This window comes from Parasphingopyxis sp. (assembly GCF_052168275.1).
In the GTDB taxonomy this organism is placed as follows: domain Bacteria; phylum Pseudomonadota; class Alphaproteobacteria; order Sphingomonadales; family Sphingomonadaceae; genus Parasphingopyxis.
Map to the genome: position 1 here is coordinate 21,261 of NZ_JBQLZM010000086.1, position 17,334 is coordinate 38,594.

Sequence of the window (17,334 nt, forward strand, 5' to 3'; positions counted from 1 at the left end):
TTCTAGCGGCTGCCGATCGGCACATAGTCGCGCTGTTCGGGGCCGGTATAGAGCTGGCGCGGACGGCCTATCGTCTGATCCGGATCCGAAATCATCTCGTTCCATTGGGCGACCCAGCCCACCGTGCGGGCCAAGGCGAACAGGACGGTGAACATCGTCGTCGGGAAGCCGATCGCCGAGAGGATCACACCCGAATAGAAATCGACATTCGGGTAGAGCTTCTTCTCGATGAAATATTCGTCGTTGAGCGCGATCTGCTCGAGTTCGCGCGCGACATCGAAGATCGGATCGTCGACGCCGAGCGTGTTCAGTACATCGGCGGCCGTTTCCTTCATCACTTTCGCGCGCGGATCGAAATTCTTGTAGACCCGGTGGCCGAAGCCCATCAGGCGGAACGGATCGTCCTTGTCCTTGGCGCGCTCGATATACTCGCCGATCCGGTCCGGCGTGCCGATTTCGCGCAGCATGTTGAGCGCCGCCTCGTTGGCGCCGCCATGCGCGGGGCCCCAGAGGCAGGCGATTCCGGCCGCGATGCAGGCGAACGGATTGGCGCCCGACGAGCCGGCGAGGCGCACGGTCGAGGTCGAGGCATTCTGCTCGTGATCGGCATGAAGGATGAAAATCCGGTCCATCGCCTTTTCGACCACCGGATCCACTACATACTCTTCGGCCGGAACCCCGAAGGTCATGCGCAGGAAATTGCCGGTATAGGAAAGGTCGTTGTCCGGATAGAGGAAGGGCTGGCCGATCGCGTATTTGTAGGCCATCGCCGCGATCGTCGGCATTTTGGCGATCAGCCTGTGCGAGGCGATCTTGCGCTGTTCGGGATCGGAGATGTCCGTTGAATCGTGATAGAAGGCGGACAGCGCGCCCACCACGCCGCACATGATCGCCATCGGGTGCGCGTCGCGACGGAAGCCGCTGTAGAGCTGCTTCAGCTGCTCGTGCACCATGGTGTGCAAGGTGATCGTGCGTTCGAAATCGACGAAATCCTGCCGGGCCGGCAATTCGCCGTTGAGCAGCAGATAGGCGACCTCCATGAAGTTCGACTGTTCGGCGAGCTGATCGATCGGATAGCCGCGATGGAGCAATATGCCCTTGCCGCCGTCGATATAGGTCAGGCCGGATTCGCAGCTTGCGGTCGACTTGAAGCCGGGATCGAAGGTGAACAGGCCCGTCTCGGAATAGAGCTTGCGGATATCGATTACGTCCGGGCCGCACGAACCGGACTCCACCGCATATTCATAGTCACCGTCGTTGACCGAGAGTTTGGCGCTGTTGTCACCCATATATTTGCTCCTGCTGTCCTGCCTGATCGGCGATCCGCGCCAGCGACTCCTCGCGACCGAGGAGCAGCAGCACATCGAATATTCCCGGCGATGTCGCACGACCGGTGAGCGCCGCTCGCAAGGGTTGAGCGACCTTGCCCAGCTTGAGATCGCGGGCGTCGGCAAATTCCCTTACAGCGGTGTCTAGCGCCTCTTCCGACCAGTCCGGCAGTCCCTCAAGGAGCGGCACGAGATCGGCAAGCAGCGCAGGCGTATCGCCCTGTAGCAGCTTTTCCGCCTTCTCGTCCAGATTCAGGGGGCGGGTGCGAAATAAAAATCCGGCGCCTTCCGCCAACTCGCCGACAGACTTGGCGCGCGGCTTGATACTCTCCATGCTGCGCTGCAATAATTTTCGGTCATTTTCGGTCAGTTCGCGTCCGATATCGGCGGCGATAGAGGGGGCGGCGAGATCGGCCAGGCGGTCGTTGTCGGCCTCGCGAATATAATGGCCGTTGAGATTTTCGAGCTTCTTGATGTCGAACCGGGCGGCCGACTTGCCGACGCCGTCGAGGTCGAACCATTCGATCGCCTGGTCCCGGCTGATGATCTCGTCGTCGCCATGGCCCCAGCCCAGCCGCAGCAGGTAGTTGACCACCGCTTCCGGCAGCATGCCCATCTCGTCGCGATAGGCCTCCACGCCCAGCGCGCCATGGCGTTTCGAGAGCTTCGCGCCGTCGGGGCCATGGATCAGCGGGACATGGGCATAGACCGGCTGCGGCCACTCCATCGCATCGATCAGCGCGCGCTGGCGGAAGGCGTTGTTCAGATGGTCGTCGCCGCGGATTACGTGGGTGACGCCCATGTCGTGATCGTCGACGGCAACGGCGAGCATATAAGTCGGCGTGCCGTCGCCGCGCAGCATGACGAAATCGTCGACCTCCGCGTTGCGGACGGTGACGCGGCCCTGCACGGCGTCCTCGATCACGGTTTCGCCCTCGGTCTCGGTCTTCAGCCGGATCACGAAGGGCGCGCCTTCCGGCGCTTCGGCGGGATCGCGATCCCGCCAGCGGCCGTCATAGCGGATTGGTTCTCTGGCTGCGCGCTGCTGCTCGCGCATCTCGGCCAGCTCCTCCGGCGTCGCGTAACAGCGATAGGCCTTGCCCTGATCGAGCAGCGCGTTGGCGACTTCGGCATGGCGATCGGCCCGGGCGAACTGATAGACTTCCTCGCCGTCCCAATCGAGGCCGAGCCAGCGCATGCCGTCGAGAATCTTCTCGATCGCCTCGTCGGTCGAGCGGGTCCGGTCCGTGTCCTCGATGCGCAGCTTGAATTCGCCGCCATGATGGCGGGCGAACAGCCAGTTGAACAACGCCGTGCGCGCGCCGCCGATATGCAGGAATCCGGTGGGTGAGGGTGCGAAGCGCGTGACAACGCGTTCATTGCGGTCGGCTTTTTCGGTTGCGCCCATGCGCGCTATCTCCAAGACTGTATTTGATGCGGGGAACAGTGGGAGCGCGGACTAGCATAGCGCCCGGCGGGCGACAATCGCGACTGTCCGGCCTCTTCGCGGCCATCGAGCATCGGCTGGAGCGCGAACGGGACCAGTTGCCGCTCTGGTTGCCCGTGGCGCTGGGGCTCGGGATCGCCAGCTGGTTCGCGCTGACGGACCGCAACAGCTGGATCGCGTTCCTGCTGACCGGCGCGGGCCTGGGACTCGCGGCGCTTGCCCTTGCGCGCACCACACGGACGGCGCGCGGCGTCGGCATCTTCGCGCTCGTCGCCGCCATCGGGTGCGCGCTCGTATGGATACGCGCCGAATGGGTCGACACCGAAACGCTCGAACGGCCGGTCGTCAGCCGTTTCGCGGCGGAGATAGTCTCGGTCGAGCACATGCCCGCGCGGGAAAGCGTCCGCCTGTTGCTGCGCTCGCCGACCGATCCCGCGCTGCCGCGGCAATTCCGAGTCAATGTCGATGACGGCAATGCGCCCGACGGTTTGCGCGCCGGCGCCTGGATATCGCTGCGCGCCCGGCTGATGCCCCCGCCGCTTGCCGCCGTGCCCGGCGGGTACGATTTTTCGCAGCGTGCCTGGTTCGAGGGGATCGGCGCAACCGGCCGGGCATGGGGCGAAATCGGGATCGTCCGTCCGGCGCGCGGCGACAATTGGCGCAGCTGGCTCGAAACCCGCCGGGCGCAGCTTGCCGCGCACGTCGCCGAGCGGGTCGGCGGCGGGGAGGGCGCGATCGCCGCGACACTGGCGACCGGCGACCGCGGGCGGATCACGGAAGAGGATGCCGAGGCGATGCGGCGCAGCGGGCTGGCCCATCTGCTGGCGATCAGCGGCTTGCACGTCACGGCGGTGATCGGCGTGGCGATGCTGCTCGTCCTCAAACTGTTGGCCCTGAGCCCGAGGCTCGCGCTCAACGCGCCGCTGATCCTGATCGCCGCCGGGGCGGGCGCGCTGACCGGCCTGGCCTATACACTGTTTACCGGCGCCCAGGTGCCGACGGTGCGCGCCTGCGTTGCGGCGATGCTGGTGCTGGCCGGCGTGGCGATGGGGCGCGATGCCATTACCCTGCGGCTGGTCGCCGCCGGGGCGCTGGTCATATTGCTGTTCTGGCCGGAAACGCTGGTCGGACCGAGCTTCCAGCTGAGCTTCGCCGCGGTCACGGCGATCATCGCCCTGCATGAGCATCCGCGCGCCAAGAAACTGCTCTCGCGGCGGGACGAGTCATGGGCCGCGAAGCTCGGCCGTTTCGCGCTCGGCCTTCTGCTGACCGGGCTCGTCGTCGAGATCGCGCTGATGCCGATCGCGCTCTTCCATTTCAACAAGGCCGGATTGTACGGGGCGCTCGCCAACATCGTCGCGATCCCCCTGACGACGTTCATCATCATCCCGCTCGAGGCGCTGGCGCTGTTTCTCGATATTTTCGGGCTCGGCGCGCCGGTCTGGTGGCTGGTGGGCGGGACGCTCGGACTGCTGCTCGACCTGGCCCATGGCGTGTCGAGCACGCCGGGGGCGGTCGCGCTCCTTCCGGCGATGCCGATGGCCGCCTATGCGCTGATGATCGTCGGCGGGCTCTGGTTCTGCCTGTGGAAGACCGGATGGCGGTTCTGGGGTTTCGCGCCGATCGGTGCGGGCGCGATCTGGGCGCTGGTCACGCCGGCGGCCGATATCCTCGTCACCGGGGACGGACGGCACATGGCAGTGCGCGACGGCGACGGCCAGCTGGCGCTGCTCCGACCGCGCGCGGGCGACTATGTCCGCGACATGTTCAACGAAACATCGGGAACCGAGGCGGAAGCCGGCGCGCTCGAGGATCTGCCGGCGGCCTGGTGCAGCGCCGACAGCTGCCGGACGACCATCTGGCGCGGCGACCGGCAGTGGCGGGTCTTCGCGACGCGCAGCCGCTACTATCTCCCTTATCCGGCGCTGGTCGAGGAATGCGCCGCCGCCGATATCGTTGTCAGCGACCGCCGGATGCCGGAAGGATGCACCCCGCGCTGGCTGCTCGCCGACCGGACATTGCTGCGGGAAACGGGCGGCCTGGCGATCACCCTGTCACCGCCGGGTATCCGGACCGTGCTGGAGCCGGGCGACGATCACCCCTGGCGGCGGATCGTTCAGTAGCGCCGCAACAGGCCCGCAAGGGTTCCCTGGATCGCGACCTGTTCGGGCGCGTAGCGCTGGGGCTCGTAATTGCGGTTGGCCGGATCGAGACGGACCATCGAGCCTTCGCGGCGGAAGGTCTTGAGCGTCGCCTCGTTCTGGTCGATCAGCGCGACCACGATCTCGCCCTCGCGCGCCGTGTCGGCCTTGCGGATCAGCGCGTAATCGCCGTCGAGAATGCCTTCCTCGACCATCGAGTCCCCGGCGACCTCGAGCGCATAATGTTCGCCGCTGCCGAGAAAGGCGGCGGGCACGCTCAGCGATTCCTGACCCTCGATCGCCTCGATCGGCTGGCCCGCCGCGATCCGGCCATGCAGCGGGAGATCGACTATGTCGTTGGCGGCGACCGGCATCATCTTCGGCGCGGTCGTTACCGGCGAGGATTTCACGCCCGACTGTTCGGGCATGCGGAGGATTTCGAGCGCGCGCGCGCGATTGGGCAGGCGGCGGATGAACTGGCGTTCCTCCAGCGCCGAAATCAGCCGGTGGACGCCCGATTTCGATTTGAGATCGAGCGCGTCCTTCATTTCCTCGAAGGAAGGAGAGATGCCGGTATCGGCCAGTCGGTCATGGATGAACATCAGCAGCTCATGCTGTTTCTTGGTCAGCATTGCCTTCGCCTCCTTCATGGCTGTTCCGTTCTGGAACGAACGGGGAACGTGTAGGAAACAAAAGATTCGCTGTCAAGCGAGGGGCAGGATATCGACCGTGTCTCCGGCGCGTGCCGCCGCGCTTCCCGCCGGACGGCGGACCAGCAGTTCGGCCTCGGCCAGCGCCGCCAGCGATGCGCTGCTCTGCTGGGAGAGCGCTTCGACGGCGTCGTCGCGCCAGCGGCCGCGCAGATATTCGGTACGCGTGCCGGTCGCGGGCAGCTCCGCGGCGAGCCGGGCCGGCCGGAAGCGGGGCAGGGGATCGGCGGCGCCCGAGAGGTGCGCGATCAACGGTTCCAGAAACAGCTTGGCGGTGACGAATGCGGAGGCCGGATTGCCGGGCAGGCCGAGCACCATCGCCTCGCCGAGTCGGCCCGCCATCAGCGGCTTGCCGGGCTTCATCGCGATCCGCCAGAAATCGATTTCGGCACCCGCCGTTTCGAGCGCCGGGCGGACAAGGTCGCGATCGCCGACCGATGCGCCGCCGATCGTGACGATGACATCGGCGCCGGCCGCCGCGTCGAGCGCCTTGGCCAGCGCTTCCCGCATATCGGGTACGATGCCGATATCGTCGATCTTGACCGGCAGCCCGGCCAGTTGCGCCGCCAGCATCGGGCCGTTGGACGCGGGAAGCTGCGCGATCTCCGTCGGTTCGCCCGGCGGCGCCAGTTCGTCGCCGGTCGAGATCAGCGCCACGCGGATCGCGCGCCGCACGGACAGCGTCCCATGGCCGCCGGCGATCGCCAGCGCCAGCGCGGGCGGCATCAGCTTCGTTCCGGCATCGATCAGGATATCGCCTTCGGCAAAATCGCGTCCCTTGCGCCGGACATTGCCGCCTTTGCGGGACGGCCCTTCGCCATCGAGCCGCAGCGTATCGCCGTCGCGCGCGGCTTCCTCCTGCACCATGACCGTATCGGGGCCTTGGGGCATCGGCGCGCCGGTGAAGATGCGCGCAGCCTCTCTCGGCTCGACGCGGCGTTCGAACGGCGATCCGGCCGCGCTCTCGCCGACGACGGTCCAGGGGCCCGGACATTCGGCAAAGCGGATGGCATAACCATCCATGGCCGAAAGATCGGCGGCGGGCTGGGTGCGCCGGGCGGCGACGTCTTCCGCCAGCCAGCGTCCCGCCGCATCGCCGACGGGCAGCGTTTCGGGCTCCACCGGTTCTGCAAGCGCGAGCAGCCGCTGCTGGGCGTCTTCGACGGGAAGCAATCCGCTCATTCGGCGGTCCAGTCGCCCGAACGCCCTCCGGATTTGGCGAGCAGGCGAATCTCGCCGATCGCCATGCCGCGATCAAGCGCCTTGGCCATGTCGTAAACGGTGAGCAGCGCTACCGAGACGGCCGTCAGCGCCTCCATCTCGACACCGGTCGTATGCGTCGTGCGGACGGTGGCGGTCGCCGTCACGCCGGTATCGTCCGCTTCGAGGTCGAGCGTCACGCCGGTCAGCGGGAGCGGGTGGCAGAGCGGGATCAGGTCGCTGGTCCTTTTCGCGGCCATGATGCCGGCTATCCGGGCCGCGCCCAGCACATCGCCCTTTTTGACATTGCCCGCGCGAATGGCGGCGGTCGCTTCGCCCGACATCGTGATCCGGCCCTTCGCGGTTGCTTCGCGCGCGGTTGCGGCCTTGCCGGACACATCGACCATGCGCGCCGCGCCTTCGTCGTCGATATGGGTGAGATCAGCCATGGCCGGTCAATAGCATGCGCGTCGCGCTTTCGACATCCGCCTGCCGCATCAGCGATTCCCCGACGAGGAAAGCCCGGATACCGCTTTCCGCCAGCCGGTCGCAATCCGCCTTGGTCGCGATGCCGCTTTCCGAGACGAGGAAATGGGTGTCCGGGACACGGGCTGCGAGCCGTTCGGTGACGGCGAGATCGGTGGTGAACGTCCTGAGATCGCGGTTGTTGATGCCGATCAGCGGCGATTTGAGAGCGAGCGCCCGGTCGAGCTCGGCCTCGTCATGCACCTCGACGAGTACGTCCATGCGATGGTCGATGGCGGCCGCCTCGATATTGGCGATCGCATCGTCGTCGAGCGCGGCGACGATAACGAGGATCGCGTCGGCGCCGAGCGCGCGCGCCTCGGCGACCTGCCACGGATCGACCATGAAATCCTTGCGCAGGACGGGCAGCGCGCAGGCCGTCCGCGCGGCGACAAGATAGTCGTCCGATCCCTGGAAATAAGGCTCGTCGGTCAACACCGAGAGGCAGGCCGCGCCGCCCGCTTCATAGGCCCTTGCATGGGCCGGCGGATCGAAATCCTCTCGGATCAGGCCTTTGGACGGGCTCGCCTTCTTGATCTCGGCGATCAGCGCATAGCCGGTTTCCGCTTTCGCCCCGAGCGCGTCGAGGAATCCCCGCGGCGCATCCTGGGCGTTGGCGCGCGCCTCCAACGCGGCGAGCGTCGTCGCCGCCTTACGTCGCGCCACTTCCTCGCGTTTTGCCGCGCAGATTTCCGCGAGCTTGTCGCTCATCGTCCAGCCCTCACCGATATGCGATCCAGCGGTCGAGCAGATCCCTGGCTGCCCCGTCGTCGATCGCACCGGCGGCCTGCGTCACGCCATGCCGCCAGCCATCGGCCTTCCCGGCGACGATCATTGCGCCGGCCGCGTTCAGCAGCACCGCGTTGCGATAACCGCCCGCTTCGCCTTCGAACAACCGCTTGAGCGCGGCGGCGTTAAAGTGCGGATCGCCGCCGCGAATGGCGTCGATCGGAAAATCCTCCAGCCCGGCATCGCCGGGCGAAACACTTTCGCCAACATCGACATTGCCGAAGCTGCCGATCCGGCTCGGGCCCGAGATCGACAGTTCGTCGAGGCCTTCCTCGCCCGAAACGACCATCGCCGCTTCGGCGCCGAGCTGTTTCAGCGCCTCGGCATAGACCGGAACATAGTCCGGCCGGGCGATGCCGATCAGCTGGCGCTTGACGCCAGCCGGATTGGAGATCGGCCCCATGAGGTTGAAGATGGTCCGTTTGCCGATGCGTTTTCTGATGGGCGTGATTCGCTTCATCGCCGGATGGTGATTGGCGGCATGGAGGAAACAGATGCCGAGATCGGCCAGGCTGCGTTCCGCTATCTCGCCGGCATGGTCCAGGTCGAGACCCAGGGCCTCGAGCGTGTCCGACGCACCGGCCTTGCTCGAGGCGGCGCGATTGCCGTGCTTGGCGACCGGCACGCCCAGAGATGCGACGACGATCGAGACCGCCGTCGAGACGTTCAGCGTATGCTGTCCGTCGCCGCCCGTGCCGCAGACGTCGATCGCCCCTTCGGGCGCTTCGATCGCGATCAGCCGTTCGCGCATGGCGGAAGCGGCGGCGGCGATCTCGACCGCCGTCTCGTCGCGCTCGGTCATCACGGTCAGGAAATGTTCGATATCCTCTTCGCCCGGCTTGCCGTCGAGCATGTCGGCAAAGGCGTGATAAGCGGTCGCTTCGTCGAGCGGCGAGGAGGGGTCCGGCAATTGGGTCATAGGCCGCGCGTCAAAGCATGAGGCGGCTCGAAAGGCCAGAAAGAATTCTTTGGCTCGCCGCTCAAGCGGGTTCGAGAACGGCCATCCCCGCCAGCCGCATGAAATTGGCGAGCAGCGCATGGCCATGTTCGGTGGCGATGCTTTCGGGGTGGAACTGGACGCCATGAATGGGAAGGCATTCGTGGCGGAAGCCCATCACCGTGCCGTCCGGGCCGCGCGCGTTGATCACCAGGCTGTCCGGCAAGCCGTCTTCCGGGACGATCAGCGAGTGATAGCGGGTGGCTGTGAAAGGAGAGGGGAGGCCAGCGAACACGCCCGTTGCGTCATGCTCGACCGGCGAGGTCTTGCCGTGCATGAGGCCGCCCCGGATCACCCGTCCGCCGAAATGCTGGCCGATCGCCTGATGGCCGAGACACACGCCGAGCAGCGGCTTTTCGGCATCGGCGCAGGCCGCGACGAGATCCAGGCTGATTCCCGCTTCGTTGGGCGTGCAGGGGCCGGGCGAGATCAGGAAAGCCGACGCGCCCGAGGAAATTGCCTGTCCGGCGGAAATCGCGTCGTTGCGGACGACGTCGACCTCCGCGCCCAGCTCGCGCAGATAATGGACGAGGTTCCAGGTGAAGCTGTCATAATTGTCGATGACGAGGATCATGGCCGCCTGCCTATCCGTTCCGCTCGGCGCCGCCAAGACTCGTCATGCGTTGATCGTGTTGGGCGGCTTGTGGAACCGCGCTGCTATAGTTAAGCAACGCACCCATGACGTGCGCGTCGCGCACTGTACGACACCGAAAGACTTTCAGGAGCTTTTCATGACGACCCGTTCCCTCGTTCTTGCCGCAGCCTCGGCTCTCGCAATGGCGGTTTCCGCGCCCGCGCTTGCCGACCATCACGAAGATACCGACCATCGGCATGATCATGCCGAGCACCACGATGGTCATGACCACGGCGCCGAAGGCGTCGGTCATGACGATGCCGATCACGTTCATGACCATGAGGGCCACGACCATGACGACCATCATGGTGGAGCGGCCGAGATCGGCCCCTGGGGCGTCGATCTCGAAGCCCGCAATCTCGCCGTCGATCCGGGCGACGATTTCTATCGACATGCGGGTGGGACCTGGATGGAAGAAACCGAAATGCCCGGCGATCGTTCGCGTTACGGTTCGTTCGACATCCTGCGCGAACGCGCGGAAAACCAGGTTCACGCGATTTTGAACGATCTTGCCGAGAATCCCGAAGCGGCCGGTCCGCTGGGTCGGATGGTCGGCGATTTCTACGGGTCGTGGATGGACGTCGATGCGATCGAGGCGCGCGGTACCGCACCGCTGGAGCCCTATCTGGCCCGGATCGCCGCGATCGCGGACCGCGCGGACCTGCTCGAGGTCTTCGGGACGATCGGCTATTCCTCGCCGGTCAGCGTCGGCACCTTGCCCGACCCCGCCGACCCGACCCGCTATATCGCGGCCGCCGGGCAGGACGGCCTCGGCATGCCCAATCGCGACTATTACCTGGAGGAGGGTGAGGAGTATCAGGCGTTCCGCGCCGCCTATCGCGACTATATCATCCGTCTCCACGAGCTGGCGGGAATCCCGGACGGGGCGGCCAGGGCCGACCGGATCATCGCGCTCGAAACCCAGCTCGCCGAAGCGCATTGGGAACCCGCCCGCCAGCGCGACATCCAGCAGATCTACAATCCGATGAACCGCGAGCAGCTGGCCGAACTGGCGCCGCAATTCGATTGGGACAGCTGGCTCGAAGGGATCGGCCTGGGAACCGTCGATACGGTGGTCGCCGCCGAAACGACCGCGATTGCAGCGGCTGGCGAAATGATCGACAGCGTGCCGCTCGACACGTGGAAGGAATATCTGACCTTCCACTTCATCAACGACAACGCCCAGTTCCTGCCCCACGCGTTCGACGAAGCGCAGTTCGACTTTTTCGGCCGGACCCTGCGGGACACGCCCGAACAGCGCGAACGCTGGAAACGCGGCGTCGCCTTCGTCAACGACAATATCGGCGAGGCGATCGGGCAGGTCTATGTCGATCGCCATTATCCCGAAGAATCGCAGCGACAGATGACCGAGCTGATCGCCAATCTGCGCGCCGCGCTGCGCGAACGGATCGAAAACAGCGACTGGATGGACGAGCCGACGCGCGCCGAAGCACTTGCCAAGCTCGAAGCGTTCGAGCCACGCATCGGCCATCCCGAGAACTGGATCGACTATTCAGGCCTCGAGGTCCGGCGCGACGACCTGCTCGGAAACGCCATCCGCGCGCAGGAATTCGCGTTCAACCTCGATCTCGAACGGCTGCCGCATCCGGTCGACCGGTCGCTCTGGGCGATGAACCCGCAGACGGTGAACGCCTATTACAATCCGCTGCTCAACCAGATCACCTTCCCGGCCGCCATCCTGCAGCCGCCTTTCTTCGATCCCAATGCCGACGCCGCCGTCAATTACGGCGCGATCGGCGGCGTGATCGGCCATGAAATCGGCCACGGTTTCGACGATCAGGGCCGGCAGTTCGACGGCACCGGGCGCATCCGCGACTGGTGGAGCGAAGAGACCGCCGCGGCGTTCGAGGAGCGCTCTGGCCGGCTTGGCGCGCAATATGACGCGTTCGAACCGATTCCGGGCGTCACCGTCAACGGCGCCCTGACGATGGGCGAGAATATCGGCGATCTGGGCGGCCTCGAAATGGCCTATTCCGCCTATCGCCGGTACGTCGCCGAACATGGCGAACCGCCGGTGATCGACGGGCTGACCGGCGACCAGCGCTTCTTCCTCAGCTGGGCGCAGGTCTGGCGCGGGCTGATCCGCGAAAATGCGCTGCGCGAGCGCATCCTGACCGATCCGCACAGCCCGATGGAGTATCGCACCAATGGCGTCGTGCCCAATATCGACGCCTGGTACGAAGCCTTCGATGTGGGGCCGGACAATGCGATGTACATTCCGCCCGAACAGCGCGTGCGAATCTGGTAGGGAGCAGAGGCGGTGAGCGAAACGATAACCGCCAACATTCCCCATCAGCTGGGGCGCGAAGAAGCGCGCCGCCGGATCGCCGGGGGGATGGACGGCTTCGCCGACGCCATTCCCGGCGGTGCGGTGACCGAAAAGCGCTGGGAGGACGACACCGCCTTTTTCACGATCGAGGCGTTGGGCCAAAGGCTGGCCTGCCGCCTCGACGTCACCGAAGACGCGGTGATCGCGACCTTCGAACTGCCGACGCTGCTCGCGCCCTTCGCGGGTGCGATCCGTCGCAAACTCGAGCAATATGGGCCGAAGCTGCTGCGCTAGGTGCTACTGCCCGAATCCCGGCTCGCGGGCCCGCTCGACCGCCTCTTTCGCCGCGGCGAACAGTGCGCCGGCCTTCGCCTCGCATTCGCGCTGCTCGTAATCGGGGTCGCTGTCGGCGACGATGCCGGCACCGGCCTGGATATGCATGACCCCGTCCTTCACGACCGCAGTTCGCAGCACGATGCAGCTGTCCATCCCGCCGTCGGGCGAGAAATAGCCGACGCCGCCGGCATAGGCGCCGCGCGTTTCGGGTTCGAGTTCGGCGATGATCTCGCAGGCGCGGACCTTGGGCGCGCCCGACACCGTGCCCGCCGGGAAGCCCGCGAACAGCGCGTCGATCGCGTCATGATCGTCGGCCAACTCGCCGGTGACGTTCGACACGATATGCATGACATGGCTGTAGAATTCGACGCCATAGCTGTCGGTGACGGTCACCGTTCCGGCCTTGGCCACGCGGCCGACATCGTTGCGTCCGAGATCGAGCAGCATCAGATGCTCGGCGCGTTCCTTGGGATCGGCGAGCAGGCTTTCGCGATTGGCGGCGTCCTCGCTCGCCGTCCGGCCGCGCGGCCGCGTTCCGGCGATCGGCCGGATCGTGACCTCGCCGTCGCGCGCGCGGACCAGGATTTCCGGGCTCGACCCGATCAGTGCGAAGCCGGGAAGGTCGAGATAATAGAGGAAAGGCGAAGGGTTGATCCGGCGCAGCGCGCGGTAGAGATCGACCGGCGGCAACGGGAAGGGCTGGGTGAAGCGCTGGGCCAGCACCACCTGAAAGATGTCTCCGGCGGCGATATAGTCTTTCGCGGTTTCGACCATGCGCCGATAGTCGGCCGGATCCAGCTCGGCCCGCGGTGCAACGACCGGCAATTGCTCGATTTTTCTGTGGCGGGGCAGATAGGGCGCGTTCAGGCGCGCCGCTGCAGCCTCGATTCGCTCCACAGCCTTGTCCACAGCCTTTTCCGCACTGTCTTCGCCAAGCGACCAGATCGGTGCGACGAGATGCAGCCGGTCCTCGAGCCGGTCGAAGATCAGGATCAGCGTCGGCCGGACGAACAGCATGTCGGGCAGGGCGAGGGGATTGTCGGCCGGGCGCGGAAGGTCCTCGATCAGTCCGATGGTCTCGTAGCCGAAATAGCCGACGAGGCAGGCCAGCGAATCCGGCAGCCCGTCCGGCAGGTCCATCCGGCATTCCTCGACGAGCGACCGAAGCGCCGCGACGCTGTCGCGATCGGCCGCAACAAAGGCGTCGCGATCGGCGAGCCAATCGCGGTTGATCGCCGCTTCGGCGCCCTCCGCGCGGAAGACGAGATCGGGCGCGAGGCCGATATAGGTGTAGCGTCCCCGCACATTGCCGCCTTCGACAGATTCGAGGATGAAATCTCCGCGGCCCGGTTCGATCAGCTTGAGCGCCGCGCCGATCGGCGTATCGAGATCCGCCAGCTGCTGTCGCCAGATCAGCGCCGGACGGCCGGCTTCGAGCGCCGTTATCGCGTCGGCGCGCGTATTCATCAGTTCCGGCGGCCGGTCGTCAGCCGTTCCGCCAGCGCTTCGATGGCTTCCTCGTTCCGTTCGATCGGATAGTCGGCGAGCACCGCGTTGACGAACTGCTCGGCATATTCGTTCGCCGTCACATTGGCGAATTCGCGGCGCGTCGCCTGGACGATATCCGGCGTTATCTCGTCCGGGTCGCTTTCGATCGCGTCGAGGACCACGACATACCAACCCTGGTCCCGGGGCAGCCGGACGAGCTTCGCCGTGTTTGCCGCCATCCGGAACATGAGCCGAACGGGTTCGGGCACGTTGGCGCCGGCCTGGGAAATCGCCCGGCGCGTGGCCCGGGCTGGCTGCGGCGCCGGGAGCGCGACATCGGCTTGCGCGATCGCCTCGGACAACGCCATTCCGTCGTTGACCTTGGCGGCGATTTCGGTGGCGATGGCGCGGGCGCGGCGCGCGGCGCGATCGAGCATATAGTCGCGGGTCACGAATCGCCGGATCGAGTCGAGCGGCTGCGGCGCCGTGCGCGCAATCTCGGTTACGTCGACCATCGCGTAGCGCTGATTCTCGACGACCGGCACGAGCACCGGGTCCTCGTCGTCGTCGAGCGTAAAGGCGAGCTCCAGGATCGGCCGGAGATCCGAAGACGGCCGAAAACTGGGCTGCTGCGGTGCGAGGCCGTTCGGCGCCAGGAGCGGCGTCGAAACGATGGTCAGTCCCTTGTCGTCGACCACTTCCTCGAACGAGGCGCCGTTATCGATGGCGTTTTCGATATCGAGATAGAATTGCGCGAGCGCCTCGTTGCCCGCCTGCTCACGCAGCGTCTGCACGATTTCGGGCCGGACGCTGCCAAGCGGTGTCGCGTTGCGATTGACGATATCGGCGACGCGGATCACGTGCCAGCCGAGGCCGGACCGCATCGGTTCGAGCAGCGCGCCCTCGTCGGCGGCGAAAGCCGCAGCCGCGATCCGTTCGGAAGTCGTGCGCTCGAAACTTTCGGGCGTCGCGCCGCTGATCTGGGTCGACGGGATCGAGAAGCCGCGCTGAGCCGCCTGTTCGCCGAAATCGGCTCCGCCGTTCACCGCAGCATAAAACGCCTGGGCGTCGGCCTCGTCGGCGAGAATGATCTGCTGGAAGGTGCGCGTCTGGCTGCCGCCATAGGTCTCGCTGTTGGCCTCGTAATATTCGCGGACCTGCTCCTCGGTCGGCGCCGGCACGTTGAGCTGGTCGAGCGTGAAGATCGCATAGCGCACCGAGCGCCGCTCGGGCAGCGTGTAGCGCCGGAGATTCTCCTGATAGAATGTGTCGAGCTGTTCCGCGGTCGGCGGGTTGCCCTGCGGCATCGCGCTGGACGGGATCGCCGCGACCTGGCCGCTGCGTTCTTCGAGTAGCAAGCCGGCATAGGGCCGCGCGATCGCCGCCGGCACCTGCGCCCCGGCGGTCACCGGTCCGAGCAGCAGGCCGACCAGCGTCTGGCGGGTCAGGTCGGCGCGGACTTCCTCCTCGGTCAGGCCCTGCTGGGCGAGAACCTGGCGGAACGAGGCTTCGTCGAAATTGCCGGTGAGGCCCTGGAATGCCGGTATCTCGGCAATCGCCGCGTCGATCAGCCTCTTGCTGATCAGAAGGCCATGGTCGCGGGCAAAAGCCGCCAGCGCTTCGCCCTGCATATATTGTTCGATCGCCTGGTCGAGACCGCCGCCTTCGATCAGCGCCGCCATGTCGAGCCCCGGCTGTTCCTCGCGCGCATTTTGCAGCGCCCGGGTCATCAACTGGGAAATGCGTTCGTCGTCGACTTCCGTTCCGTCTACAGAGGCGACCGTCGTCCCGCCGCCGCCCAGAAACCCGCCGCCCGGGGCGCTGACATCGGCCAGTGCGAAGGCGAGGCCGATCAAGCCGACGAAAGCCATCGCGAACAACAGGCCGAGTTTCGATGAAAACAGTCTGCGGAAAAAGGTGATCATGGTTTCTGCAACTTTGCGTGAGAAGGGGCTATTCGCTCCGTGCTTTACGGATGTGCCCGCGCCGCTTCAAGCGTTGTCGCGCGATTGGCAGACGCCGATCGGGCGGCTATCAGGCCCGCCTGACACCAACAGGGGAAACGGGACATCATGGCGCGACGCAAACTGATTGCGGGCAACTGGAAAATGAACGGTCATCTCGACCATCTCCGCGAGCTGCACGGGATCGACAAGGCCGCCAGGGCCCATCCGCAGGTGGATGTCGCGATCTGTCCACCCGCGACTCTGATAGCGCCGGCCGTCGCGCGCGTGCCGGGCCTCGCGATCGGCGCGCAGGATTGCCACGGTGCGGACAAGGGCGCGCATACCGGGTGCCTGTCGGCCGCCATGCTGAAAGAGGCCGGCGCGCATCATGTGATTGTCGGTCACAGCGAACGCCGGGCGGATCAGGGCGAAACCGATGCGGAAGTCCGCGGCAAGGCCGAAGCGGCGCACCGGCATGGGTTGATCGCGATCGTCTGCGTCGGCGAAACCGAAGCGCAGCGCGACGCGGGAGAGGCCGAGGCCGTAGTGGTGTCTCAGGTGGTGGGTTCCGTGCCGGCCGATGCGACGGCCGACTGGCTGGTGATCGCCTATGAACCGGTCTGGGCGATCGGAACGGGTCGCGTTCCGACGCTGGAGGATGTGGCTGCGATGCACGCCGCCATCCGCGCCAAGCTGATCGAAACGATCGGCGAAGAGGCCGAGAATGTGCGAATCCTGTACGGCGGTTCGATGAACGGCGACAACGCCGCCGAGCTGCTGGCCGTGGACAATGTGGATGGCGGCTTGGTCGGCGGCGCCAGCCTCAGCGCCGACAAATTCGTTCCGATCATCGAGGCCGGCGCGGCTCTCGCTTGAACCTTGGCGCGGAAACGTCTATTTCGCGCAACAGTGCAGCGCCGGTCATCGGCCAACCCAATTACATAGAGAGTTTCGATGTTCACCTTCCTGCTGGTCGTCCAGGCCGTTATCGCCGCCCTGCTTGTCACGCTGATCCTCATGCAGCGCTCCGAAGGCGGTGGTCTCGGCGTCGGTGGCTCATCGTCGGGCCTGATGACGGCACGCGGACAGGCGGACTTTCTCACGCGCGCGACGGCGGTGACCGCAGTGGCTTTCGTCGGCTTGAGCATCCTGCTGGCCGGCATCGCCACCACGCGCCAGTCCGATACGAGCATCGATACCAGCCTGACGCGCCAGGCAGATCCGGTCGCGCCCATTGCGCCGCTCGGCGGCGATGCGCCGGCGTCCGAGCCGGTCGACAGCGACATATTGAGCGCGATCGCCGGACAGGCGGAGAGCAGCGGAGCGGACGAGGAAGACGCGCCGGCGGAATAATCGGCGCAGCACTCGCCTGCCGACCCGCTTACTCACAAAAAATCGCGAAAGTCGGATTCGCCGGCTTGCGCTTTGCGGCCAACCCTGCGTAAGCGTTTCCTCCCATGGCGCGGTTCATTTTTGTCACCGGCGGCGTGGTTTCCTCGCTCG

16 protein-coding genes are annotated in these 17,334 nt (G+C 66.0%); 5 read left to right on the forward strand and 11 right to left on the reverse strand.

The window, feature by feature from the left end; translation table 11 throughout:
* Nucleotides 1-2: 2 nt before the first annotated feature.
* Both ACTS1X_RS07805 and gltX read right to left on the reverse strand, forming a co-directional pair.
* Nucleotides 3-1,289 (reverse strand): citrate synthase, encoded by a 1,287-nt coding sequence (locus tag ACTS1X_RS07805; RefSeq protein ID WP_442613821.1) that lies wholly within the window; start codon nt 1,287-1,289, stop codon nt 3-5.
* Nucleotides 1,282-2,736: a glutamate--tRNA ligase gene (gene gltX / locus ACTS1X_RS07810; RefSeq protein WP_442613822.1), complete on the reverse strand. Its 1,455-nt coding sequence runs from the start codon at nt 2,734-2,736 to the stop codon at nt 1,282-1,284. The genes ACTS1X_RS07805 and gltX overlap by 8 nt, the downstream gene beginning before the upstream one ends.
* A gap of 137 nt (nt 2,737-2,873) precedes the next feature.
* On the opposite strand from gltX, the gene ACTS1X_RS07815 reads away from it, so the two are divergent.
* Nucleotides 2,874-4,898, forward strand: coding sequence for a ComEC/Rec2 family competence protein (locus ACTS1X_RS07815; protein ID WP_442613823.1), 2,025 nt, complete (start codon nt 2,874-2,876; stop codon nt 4,896-4,898).
* Here ACTS1X_RS07815 and lexA read toward each other — a convergent pair.
* From lexA to ACTS1X_RS07850, 7 genes are all read right to left on the reverse strand, one after another.
* A complete protein-coding gene (gene lexA, locus ACTS1X_RS07820) occupies nt 4,892-5,548 on the reverse strand; it encodes a transcriptional repressor LexA (RefSeq protein WP_442613824.1) in 657 nt (218 codons plus the stop codon). The two genes, ACTS1X_RS07815 and lexA, sit on opposite strands and share 7 nt — an antisense overlap.
* Nucleotides 5,549-5,620: 72 nt before the next feature.
* Nucleotides 5,621-6,808, reverse strand: a complete 1,188-nt coding sequence (locus tag ACTS1X_RS07825) for a molybdopterin molybdotransferase MoeA (RefSeq protein ID WP_442613825.1) — start codon at nt 6,806-6,808, stop codon at nt 5,621-5,623.
* A complete protein-coding gene (gene moaC / locus ACTS1X_RS07830; RefSeq protein WP_442613826.1) occupies nt 6,805-7,275 on the reverse strand; it encodes a cyclic pyranopterin monophosphate synthase MoaC in 471 nt (156 codons plus the stop codon). The genes ACTS1X_RS07825 and moaC overlap by 4 nt, the downstream gene beginning before the upstream one ends.
* Complete coding sequence (trpC, locus tag ACTS1X_RS07835) at nt 7,268-8,062, reverse strand: indole-3-glycerol phosphate synthase TrpC (protein ID WP_442613827.1); 795 nt, start codon at nt 8,060-8,062, stop codon at nt 7,268-7,270. The genes moaC and trpC overlap by 8 nt, the downstream gene beginning before the upstream one ends.
* 10 nt (nt 8,063-8,072) lie before the next feature.
* Nucleotides 8,073-9,059 (reverse strand): anthranilate phosphoribosyltransferase, encoded by a 987-nt coding sequence (gene trpD, locus ACTS1X_RS07840; RefSeq protein WP_442613828.1) that lies wholly within the window; start codon nt 9,057-9,059, stop codon nt 8,073-8,075.
* 61 nt (nt 9,060-9,120) lie between these two features.
* Entirely contained in the window at nt 9,121-9,711 is a 591-nt protein-coding gene (locus tag ACTS1X_RS07845) for an anthranilate synthase component II (RefSeq protein WP_442613829.1), read from the reverse strand.
* 10 nt (nt 9,712-9,721) lie between these two features.
* Nucleotides 9,722-10,165 (reverse strand): hypothetical protein, encoded by a 444-nt coding sequence (locus tag ACTS1X_RS07850; RefSeq protein ID WP_442613830.1) that lies wholly within the window; start codon nt 10,163-10,165, stop codon nt 9,722-9,724.
* Nucleotides 10,166-10,180: 15 nt separating this feature from the next.
* Here ACTS1X_RS07850 and ACTS1X_RS07855 point away from each other — a divergent pair, with 15 nt between their 5' ends.
* Nucleotides 10,181-12,040, forward strand: coding sequence for a M13 family metallopeptidase (locus tag ACTS1X_RS07855; protein WP_442613831.1), 1,860 nt, complete (start codon nt 10,181-10,183; stop codon nt 12,038-12,040).
* A 12-nt stretch (nt 12,041-12,052) separates the two neighbouring features.
* Nucleotides 12,053-12,355, forward strand: a complete 303-nt coding sequence (locus ACTS1X_RS07860; protein ID WP_442613832.1) for a polyhydroxyalkanoic acid system family protein — start codon at nt 12,053-12,055, stop codon at nt 12,353-12,355.
* A 3-nt stretch (nt 12,356-12,358) separates the two neighbouring features.
* On the opposite strand, the gene trpE is transcribed toward ACTS1X_RS07860, so the two are convergent.
* Nucleotides 12,359-13,864: an anthranilate synthase component I gene (trpE, locus tag ACTS1X_RS07865; RefSeq protein WP_442613833.1), complete on the reverse strand. Its 1,506-nt coding sequence runs from the start codon at nt 13,862-13,864 to the stop codon at nt 12,359-12,361.
* Nucleotides 13,864-15,810, reverse strand: a complete 1,947-nt coding sequence (locus ACTS1X_RS07870) for a SurA N-terminal domain-containing protein (protein ID WP_442613834.1) — start codon at nt 15,808-15,810, stop codon at nt 13,864-13,866. Before ACTS1X_RS07870 ends, trpE begins: the two co-directional genes overlap by 1 nt.
* Nucleotides 15,811-15,957: 147 nt before the next feature.
* Here ACTS1X_RS07870 and tpiA point away from each other — a divergent pair, with 147 nt between their 5' ends.
* Together tpiA and secG are read left to right on the forward strand one after the other, a co-directional pair.
* Nucleotides 15,958-16,707 carry a triose-phosphate isomerase gene (gene tpiA / locus ACTS1X_RS07875; protein WP_442613835.1) on the forward strand — a complete coding sequence of 250 codons (750 nt, stop codon included), beginning with the start codon at nt 15,958-15,960 and terminating at the stop codon, nt 16,705-16,707.
* A 78-nt stretch (nt 16,708-16,785) separates the two neighbouring features.
* On the forward strand, nt 16,786-17,184 hold the full coding sequence (secG, locus tag ACTS1X_RS07880; RefSeq protein WP_442613836.1) for a preprotein translocase subunit SecG: 399 nt from the start codon (nt 16,786-16,788) through the stop codon (nt 17,182-17,184).
* The last annotated feature ends 150 nt before the right edge of the window (nt 17,185-17,334 follow it).